General features: G+C 67.3%; 7 protein-coding genes. 3 read left to right on the top strand and 4 right to left on the bottom strand.

Annotation, left to right across the window (positions count from 1 at the left end):
• Positions 1–158: 158 nt before the first annotated feature.
• The 4 genes from HNP48_RS29750 to HNP48_RS29735 form a co-directional block, all read right to left on the bottom strand.
• Positions 159–869 carry a DUF4198 domain-containing protein gene (locus tag HNP48_RS29750; protein WP_184864127.1) on the bottom strand — a complete coding sequence of 237 codons (711 nt, stop codon included), beginning with the start codon at positions 867–869 and terminating at the stop codon, positions 159–161.
• Positions 870–889: 20 nt separating this feature from the next.
• Entirely contained in the window at positions 890–2953 is a 2064-nt protein-coding gene (locus tag HNP48_RS29745; RefSeq protein ID WP_260420427.1) for a TonB-dependent receptor, read from the bottom strand.
• Between the two features lie 116 nt (positions 2954–3069).
• A complete protein-coding gene (gene nikR, locus HNP48_RS29740; protein WP_184864125.1) occupies positions 3070–3531 on the bottom strand; it encodes a nickel-responsive transcriptional regulator NikR in 462 nt (153 codons plus the stop codon).
• A gap of 162 nt (positions 3532–3693) precedes the next feature.
• Positions 3694–4953, bottom strand: coding sequence for an IS256 family transposase (locus HNP48_RS29735; protein ID WP_184864123.1), 1260 nt, complete (start codon positions 4951–4953; stop codon positions 3694–3696).
• 149 nt (positions 4954–5102) lie between these two features.
• Between HNP48_RS29735 and HNP48_RS29730 the strand changes: the two genes are divergently transcribed.
• The 3 genes from HNP48_RS29730 to HNP48_RS29720 all read left to right on the top strand — a co-directional run bounded on the left by HNP48_RS29730 (position 5103) and on the right by HNP48_RS29720 (position 7231).
• Positions 5103–5519, top strand: coding sequence for a RidA family protein (locus HNP48_RS29730; RefSeq protein WP_184864121.1), 417 nt, complete (start codon positions 5103–5105; stop codon positions 5517–5519).
• 34 nt (positions 5520–5553) lie between these two features.
• Positions 5554–6585 (top strand): pyridoxal-phosphate dependent enzyme, encoded by a 1032-nt coding sequence (locus HNP48_RS29725; protein ID WP_184864119.1) that lies wholly within the window; start codon positions 5554–5556, stop codon positions 6583–6585.
• A gap of 103 nt (positions 6586–6688) precedes the next feature.
• Positions 6689–7231, top strand: a complete 543-nt coding sequence (locus HNP48_RS29720) for a tripartite tricarboxylate transporter substrate-binding protein (protein WP_184864117.1) — start codon at positions 6689–6691, stop codon at positions 7229–7231.
• The last annotated feature ends 90 nt before the right edge of the window (positions 7232–7321 follow it).

Below are 7321 nucleotides of genomic sequence, written 5' to 3'. Positions count from 1 at the left end.
AAGCGCAGGGACGCAGACAGCGGGGCGCTGTTTCTTTGCCTACTTTCTTTTTGCGCAAAAAGAAAGTAGGTGCGCCGCCGGGCGCACATCCCGGCCTCCGTCCTCAACGCAACGACAGAACCAACCATCGCCCCTGAAGAGCAAACCCTCAGTGCGCCTCAATGCGCCGGAAACGCCAACAGATACTCCCAACTCCTGCTGGTCGTGCGCGCATCACCAACCACCGGCACGCGGCGAATCGCGAGCAGCTGGTTGTTCCCCGCCACAGGCGTGACGGTCGCAGTGCCATCGGCCGCGGTGGTCACAGCCGCCCCCTTCTCGCCCAGCGACAGGCGGATGCCCTCGATGGGCTTGCCATCGAACAGCACGCGCACACGCATCGGCTTTCCGGCGTGGGGGGTATCGGCCTCCAGCGCCACGATCTCGAACTGCTGGCCCAGCGGCTGCTTGGCGATCACGCCCCACTGGATCAGGGTCTTGTGGTACTTCAAGGCATGCACGCCGCTGGTGGCGCCGGGGTTCTCGGTCATGGGCTTGTTGACCATGGTGCCGCCTTCAACCTTGCTGAAGAAGCCATTGTCGAAATGCGCGGCCAGCAGGGCGGCCTGGCGCTCGGGCTTCACGCGCACGCCGTCGGCCTTGGGCTCCAGTGTGACCTCGATCTTGCGGCCGCGGCGGTCGAAGGCCTGCACGCTCTTGAGCTTGTCGGCCGGGTAGGTTTCGAGCTGGCCCTCGTGCCCGCCGAACTGCACCAGGTAGCCGCCGCCCGCATCGGGCTCCAGCCAGACATTGTGGGCGAATGCGCTGCCCAGGTTCAGTGCCAGGGCCGCGGCGGCCAGGGTGTGCGTGAGAAGGGTGGTGCTGTTCATTCTGGTTGTCCTCTCCATGGTCAGAACTGAAGTTTGGCGCCGACCTTGAAGGTGCGCGGTGCGCCCGGTGCAAACACCTGCGTGCCGCCGATGACCGAGGCCGATGTGGCATAGGCCTTGTCGCTCACGTTGGCCACAGCGGCATAGATCTCGTAGCGGGCGGCCAGCTTGTACGCCACGCTCAGGTCCACCGTGGCATAGCCGCCATAGCCCACGCTGTTGTCGGCGTTGACGGCATAGGCCCCCACGCGGCGCCAGGTGGCGGTGGTGGACCAGCCGGCCGCGGGGCGCCAGGTGGCGCTCACCGTGGCCATGTACCGGGGCACGCCGGCCACCTGCTTGCCGACCAGGGCAGGGTTGCCGTTCTCGGTGACGCGCGAGTGGGCGCTGCCATAGGTGAGCGACAGGTCCACGTTGCGGTGCGCAGCCCACAGGGCGCTGGCCTCCACGCCGCTGCGGCGTGTGGCGCCGTAGTTCTCGTACACACCGGGGGCCACGGTGCGGATCTCGTCGCTGGAGGTCAGGCGGTAGGCCGCCACGTCCAGCACCAGGCCCGGCATGGGCTTGAACTGCGCGCCCACCTCGGTCTGGCGAAAGATGTTGGGGTCCAGCGTGGCGGCGCCCAGTGCGTACTTGGCGAAGGTGCTGGGCAGGGCAAAGCCCTCGGCCCAGCTGGCGCGCAGCTGTACACCGGGGGCCACGTCGGAGCGCACCCCGAGCTTGGGGCTGGCGTGCGACATCTTGGCCAGCGGGCCGCAAGGGTCGGTCGCGGTCTCGGCGCCATCGCGCGCGCAGCTGCCAGAGAAGCGGTCCCAGCGCAGGCCGGCCGAGGGCTTGAACAGGGCATGGAGGGGCGCCTCGACCTCGCCGAAGGCCGACACGCTGTTGAGTTTGGACGTACGGTCGTTGATGGCCGGCGCCAGGCGGGCGCGGTTGTCCAGGCCGTCGTAGTACTGGTACTGCGTGGACTCGCGGAAGGTCTCCAGCCCCGCCACCCAGTTGAGTGGCGTGGCGCCCAGGGCGGTGCGCCCGTTCAGGCTGGTGCCGGCCCCGTAGACCTTGCGGTCGTAGCTCTCCTCGCGCTGGCGCCAGGTGCTGGCGTTGACCGGGCGGCTGAACCAGCGCGTGAAGTCCTGCTGTGTGGTGTAGGCAAAGCTGAGCAGCTTCACATCGGGCGAGAGCGCGTAGTTCACGTCGGCGCGCAGGGTGGCGAAGTGCTTGTTGGCGCCATCGTTCATGGCGCGCGGGTCTTTGCCGTAGGGGTTCTGCGCGAACTGCGCGGCCGTGATGTAGCCGGGCGAATCGCCATCGGCCTCATGCCAGCGGCCCGACAGGGCCACGTCCAGGTCGGCGCTGATGCGCTTGCTCCAGCGGCCGGCCAGGGTGCTGCGGTGGTAGTCCGACTGGGTGCGGAAGCCCTCGGTGCGGAAGTGCTGTGCGGCCAGGTTCAGGTACTCGCTATCACCGAGTTTGAGGCCCAGGGCGCCCTGCAGGTCCACCGTGCTGTGGGAGCCCAGGCTGGCGTCCAGCTCCCGGTACTCGCCGCGCTTGCGCGTTTCCACCGCCATGAGCCCGGCGCGGTTGAAGTTGCCGTACAGCGCCGACACGGGGCCCTTGTAGAGGGTGAAGCGCTCGATCTCCAGCGGCACGATGACGTTCAGGTCCACGTACCCGTCGGCATGCGACATGGCCTCGTTGAGGGGAATGCCGTCGAGCACCACGCCCACATCACCGCCGTGCCCGCCTCCGCCGAAGCCGCGCATCACGATGGTGTCGGCCACGCCCGAGAGCTGGTAGTTCTGCACATTCATGCCGGGCACATGGCGCAGCAGGTCCGTGGGCTGGCTCAGGTGTTTCTCGGCGATTTCTTCGTTGTCGAAGCTGGTGCTGGAGTAGGCCGACGCGGCGCCCTGTTGCAGTGCCTGGCCCTTGATCTCGATGGCGCCCAGGGTGGGCGGGGCTGCAGTGTCCTGTTGTGCCATCGCCGCAGGGGCGCCCAGGGCCATGGCCAGCGCCAGGGGCAGCGGGTGCAGGCGAAATGCCACCGGGTGGGGTGGGGCGGTGCGTGGTTTCTGTTGCTTCATGGTGGCGTCCTCCGAGGTTTCAGGTTTGTATGAAGTAATTTATTTTTTTCTTACTTTTTGGCGCACGCAGTGTCTGCATGGCGTGGCGGATCGTTATGACCTGTGTATTCCGTGCGTCAGTGGTGGTGCGGGTGCTTGCCCTTGTCCGCGTCGCCGTGCGTGTGGGGCCCGGGTCTGGCATCGGCCATCACCAGGTTCAATTGCCCATGGTGCACGCCGCGCTCGGCCATCAGGCGGTCGGCAAAGTGGCGCACGGCACGGGCAGGGCCCTTGAGCAGCACGGTCTCGATGCAGTGCTCATGGTCCAGGTGGGCGTGGGTGCTGGCGATGGTCAGCTCATGGTGCTCGTGCTGGTGCCCGGCCAGCCGCTCCGAGAGCTCGCGCTCATGGTGGTTGTAGACGTACGAGAGGTTGGCCACGCAGGGGCCGTCCTGGTCATGGCTCTCGCGCAGCCGCGCCAGGTGCCCGCGCAGAATGTCGCGCACGGCTTCGCTGCGGTTGCTGTAGCCGCGCTCGGCGATCAGGTGATCGAACTCGTGCGCGAGCTGGTCGTCGAGGGAGATGGTGAAGCGTTCCATGGCAAGGGGCAGGGCGGCAGCGCACCAGGGGCGCTGCGGTGCCCGGAGTATGAGGAAACGCCATTTGATCTTAAATACGCCGGATGGCGTATGGAGCCTGCAAAGGATCCAATGGCACGGAAGTGTCAGATTTTTTGTGTTCAAGGCGGTGAAGCTGCTTGTCTAAGCAGCGGACTTGATGAAGCGACCCTCATAGAGAATCGCAAACTGGTTCATCGCACTCTTCCAATCTGGCGCAGCGCGCCCCCAATCTGCCGTGATGTTGCGCAGCGCCAGCCAGATCAGCTTGGTCGCCGCCTCGTCATTGGGGAAGTGCCCCCGGGTCTTGATGATCTTGCGCAGCTGCGCATTGATGCTCTCGATGGCATTGGTCGTGTAGATCACCTTGCGGATGGCCGGCGGGAAGGCAAAGAAGGGAATGACCCGCTCCCACGCCCTGCGCCAGGCGGCTATGACGGTGGGCAATTGTTGTCCCCAGGGACCCGCCTCCAAGGCATCCAGTTCCATCATGGCCGCCTCCATCGTCGCTGCCGTATAGACCGGCTTGAGCGCTGCCGCCAGACCTCTGCGGTCTTTCCAACTGGCAAAGTCCAGGCTGTTACGAATCAGGTGCACGATGCACGTCTGCAGCGTCGTGGCCGGGAACACCGCCGCCAACGCCTCGGGCATTCCCTTGAGGCCATCGGTCACCGCGATCAGGATGTCGTTGACGCCGCGTGTCTTGAGGTCGTTGAAGACCTTCATCCAGAACTTGGCTCCCTCCGTGCCTTCGATCCACAGCCCCAGGATATCGCGCGAGCCATCGGCCAACACCCCCAGCGCCAGGTAGATCGCCTTGTTGCGCACCACTGCGTCTTCGCGGATCTTCACGCGCAGTGCATCGAAGAACACCACGGGGTACATGGGCTCCAGGGGGCGGCTTTGCCAGGAGGTGACTTCCGCCATCACCTCGTCGGTGACCGAGCTGATGAATTGCGCAGAAACATCCACGCCGTACTGCTCTGTCAGAAAGGCCTGGATCTCGCGCACGGTCATGCCACGCGCGTACATGGACACGATCTTGTCGTCAAAGCCCGTGAAGCGTCTCTCGTGCTTGGGGATCAGGATCGGCTCGAACGAGCCTTGCCGGTCACGGGGAACGTCGATCTGCAAAGGGCCATCCTCGGTCAGCACCGTCTTGCCGCTCGTTCCATTGCGCTGGTTGGGGCTGTGCAAGGGCTTGTCGGCCCCGTGCGGGTAGCCCAGGTGGTGACTGAGCTCGGCGCCCAGCGCCCGCTCGATCAAGGCCTTCTTGAAGGCCATGGAGGCGGCATTGATGGCCTCAGCGGTCATTGCCCCCTGGCCGAACTGATCAAGGATCTCTTTGGGGATGGTCGGTAGCGCAGGCGCTGCCTTCTTGGACTTGTTCAACTTGCTTGGCATACATGCTCCTATCGTCATGCTATGCCCTGAACACAAAGTTTCTGACAGTCTCAATGGCACCCGCGTGACTGCCGCGCAGAACTGGGGCACTCCGCAAGCTGACGGCCGCGCAAAAGACGGGCGGCGCCTGCATGCCTAGACTGTGGCGCATGCATCAAAGTTCTTCCGCCACCACCGTACCGGCCGGCGTGCCCGGCCTGCAGGAGCCACCCCATTTCTCGCCTGCCCGGCTGCAGGACGGGTGGATCTTCGTCTCGGGGCAGATGGCCTTCGATGCCCAGTGGCGCATTGCGGGCGACACCGTGGCCGAGCAGACGCAATGCTGCCTCGCGCGCATCGCCGCCATCCTCGGCACCCATGGCGCTGCGCTAGCCGATGTGGTCAAGACCACTGTGTGGCTCACCCGGCTGGAGGATTTCGCCGCGTTCAACCGCAGCTACGCCCAGGCCTTTGCCAGGGTGGCCGAGCCGCCGGCGCGCTCCACGGTGCGGGCCGACCTCATGGTGCCGCAGGCGCTGGTGGAGATCGAAGCCATTGCCCGCGTGCCCGCGCGCAGCGCCCACTGAAGAACCCATCCACCGCCTTGCCAGGACACCGCGCATGACCACCACGACCGCACCCTCCGCATCCACGGCCCATTGGCCTGAACTCTCGCTCGACGCCATTCGCGCCACGGCGCAGGCGCTGGCCCCCGCCATCCTGCGCACCCCGGTGGCGCCGCTGCACGGCCCCACCGTGCACCAGCTGCTGGGCGCGGGGGCGGATGTGCGCCTCAAGCTCGAACTGTTCCAGCGCACGGGCACCTTCAAGGCGCGCGGTGCGCTGAACGTGGCGCGCCAGCTCTCGCCCGAACAGAAGGCGCGCGGCATCACGGCCATGAGCGCCGGCAACCATGCGGTGGCGGCGGCCTTTGCCGCGCGCGAGGCCGGTGTGTCCGCGCGCATCGTGGTGCAGGCCTCGGCCAACCCGTTTCGGCTGGCCATGGCGCGCACCTACGGTGCCGAGATCCTGATCGCACCCGACGGCGCCACGGGCTTCGCCATGGCCGAGGAACTGGTGAAGAACGAGGGCCGCACCTTCATCCACCCCTTCGAGGGCATTAACACCTCGCTGGGCACGGCCACCGTAGGCCTGGAGTTTGCCGAGCAGGCCCCCGACCTGGACGTGGTGCTGGTCTCCGTGGGCGGCGGCGGGCTGGCCAGCGGCGTGTCGGCCGCGCTGCGCCTGGCGCTGCCGCAGTGCCGCGTGATCGGCGTGGAGCCCGAGGGCGCCGATGTGATGCGGCGCAGCTTCGAGGCCGGCGAGCCGCAGCGCCTGGCGCAGATCGCCACCATCGCCGACAGCCTGGCGCCGCCCATGACGCTGCCCACCGCCTACGGCCTGTGCCGGCGCTACCTGGAGCGCATTGTGACCGTGAGCGACGACGCCATCTGCCGCGCCCTGGCCGTGACCTTCCGCGATGCCAAGCTGGCCGTGGAGCCTGCAGGCGCCGCTGCCCTGGCGGCCCTGCTGGGCCCGCTGCGCGAGGAACTGCAGGGCCTGCGCGTGGGCCTGGTGGTGTGCGGCGCCAACATCGACGCCGCCAGCTTCGGCCAGCAGCTCGCGCGCGGCGAGGCGCTGCTGGGCGGTTGATCCGGCCCGCGCATTCCCTTTTCTTTCCACCACCTGTCGGCCACCTGTGCCGAGGCCCCGCCACGCCCCTTTGTTCCTTGAGCCACCCACGGAGTTGATAGCCATGATCCAGCGCAGAGCCTTTGTTGCCTCGTCCCTGTCCGCCGCCGCGGTGCTCGCGGCGCTGCCGCTGCGTGCGGCCTTCGCCCAGTCGCCGGCACCGGGCGCGGGGCGGCCCATCCGCCTGGTGGTGGGTTACCCCGCGGGCGGCACGGCCGATGCGCTGGCCCGCATCTATGCCGAGGAGCTGGGCAAGCGCCTGGGCGGCCCGGTGGTGGTGGACAACCGGCCCGGCGCGGGCGGGCAGCTGGCGGCCGAGCAGTTCCGCAGCGCCCCGGCCGACGGCAGCACCTTGCTGCTGGCCAACAGCCACATGATGACCACGCTGCCGCTGACCTCGCGCTCGGTCAAGTACGACCCGATGAAGGATTTTGCGCCCGTGGCGCGCATGGCCACCTTCGAGCTCGCGCTGGCCGTGAGCGCCGGCCTGCCGGCCAAGACCTTCGAGGAGTACCTGGCCCTGGCCAAGGCGCAGCCGGAGCAGCGCAATTTCGGCATACCGGCTGCCGGCAGCGGCCCGCACTTTGCGGGCTACCTAGTCCACTGAAACCGAGAAATCGGCTGTGCGTGAGGGTCTGGCAGGGATGCAATCTAGGCGGCGGGCGCAGCCGGGTTGTACACCCGGCGAGCACGGCAA

The sequence above is a fragment of the Acidovorax soli genome, from assembly GCF_014207955.1.
GTDB lineage: Bacteria > Pseudomonadota > Gammaproteobacteria > Burkholderiales > Burkholderiaceae_C > Acidovorax > Acidovorax soli_A.
The sequence above is the reverse complement of the archived record's forward strand: the minus strand, read 5'-3'. Positions and strand labels throughout refer to the sequence as shown.

What these genes read in the sequence shown, in the direction of transcription:
- HNP48_RS29750 (WP_184864127.1), bottom strand. Translation starts at nt 869, where the DNA reads ATGAACAGCACCACCCTTCTCACGCACACCCTGGCCGCCGCGGCCCTG.
- HNP48_RS29745 (WP_260420427.1), bottom strand. Translation starts at nt 2,953, where the DNA reads ATGAAGCAACAGAAACCACGCACCGCCCCACCCCACCCGGTGGCATTT.
- nikR (WP_184864125.1), bottom strand. Translation starts at nt 3,531, where the DNA reads ATGGAACGCTTCACCATCTCCCTCGACGACCAGCTCGCGCACGAGTTC.
- HNP48_RS29735 (WP_184864123.1), bottom strand. Translation starts at nt 4,953, where the DNA reads ATGCCAAGCAAGTTGAACAAGTCCAAGAAGGCAGCGCCTGCGCTACCG.
- HNP48_RS29730 (WP_184864121.1), top strand. Translation starts at nt 5,103, where the DNA reads ATGCATCAAAGTTCTTCCGCCACCACCGTACCGGCCGGCGTGCCCGGC.
- HNP48_RS29725 (WP_184864119.1), top strand. Translation starts at nt 5,554, where the DNA reads ATGACCACCACGACCGCACCCTCCGCATCCACGGCCCATTGGCCTGAA.
- HNP48_RS29720 (WP_184864117.1), top strand. Translation starts at nt 6,689, where the DNA reads ATGATCCAGCGCAGAGCCTTTGTTGCCTCGTCCCTGTCCGCCGCCGCG.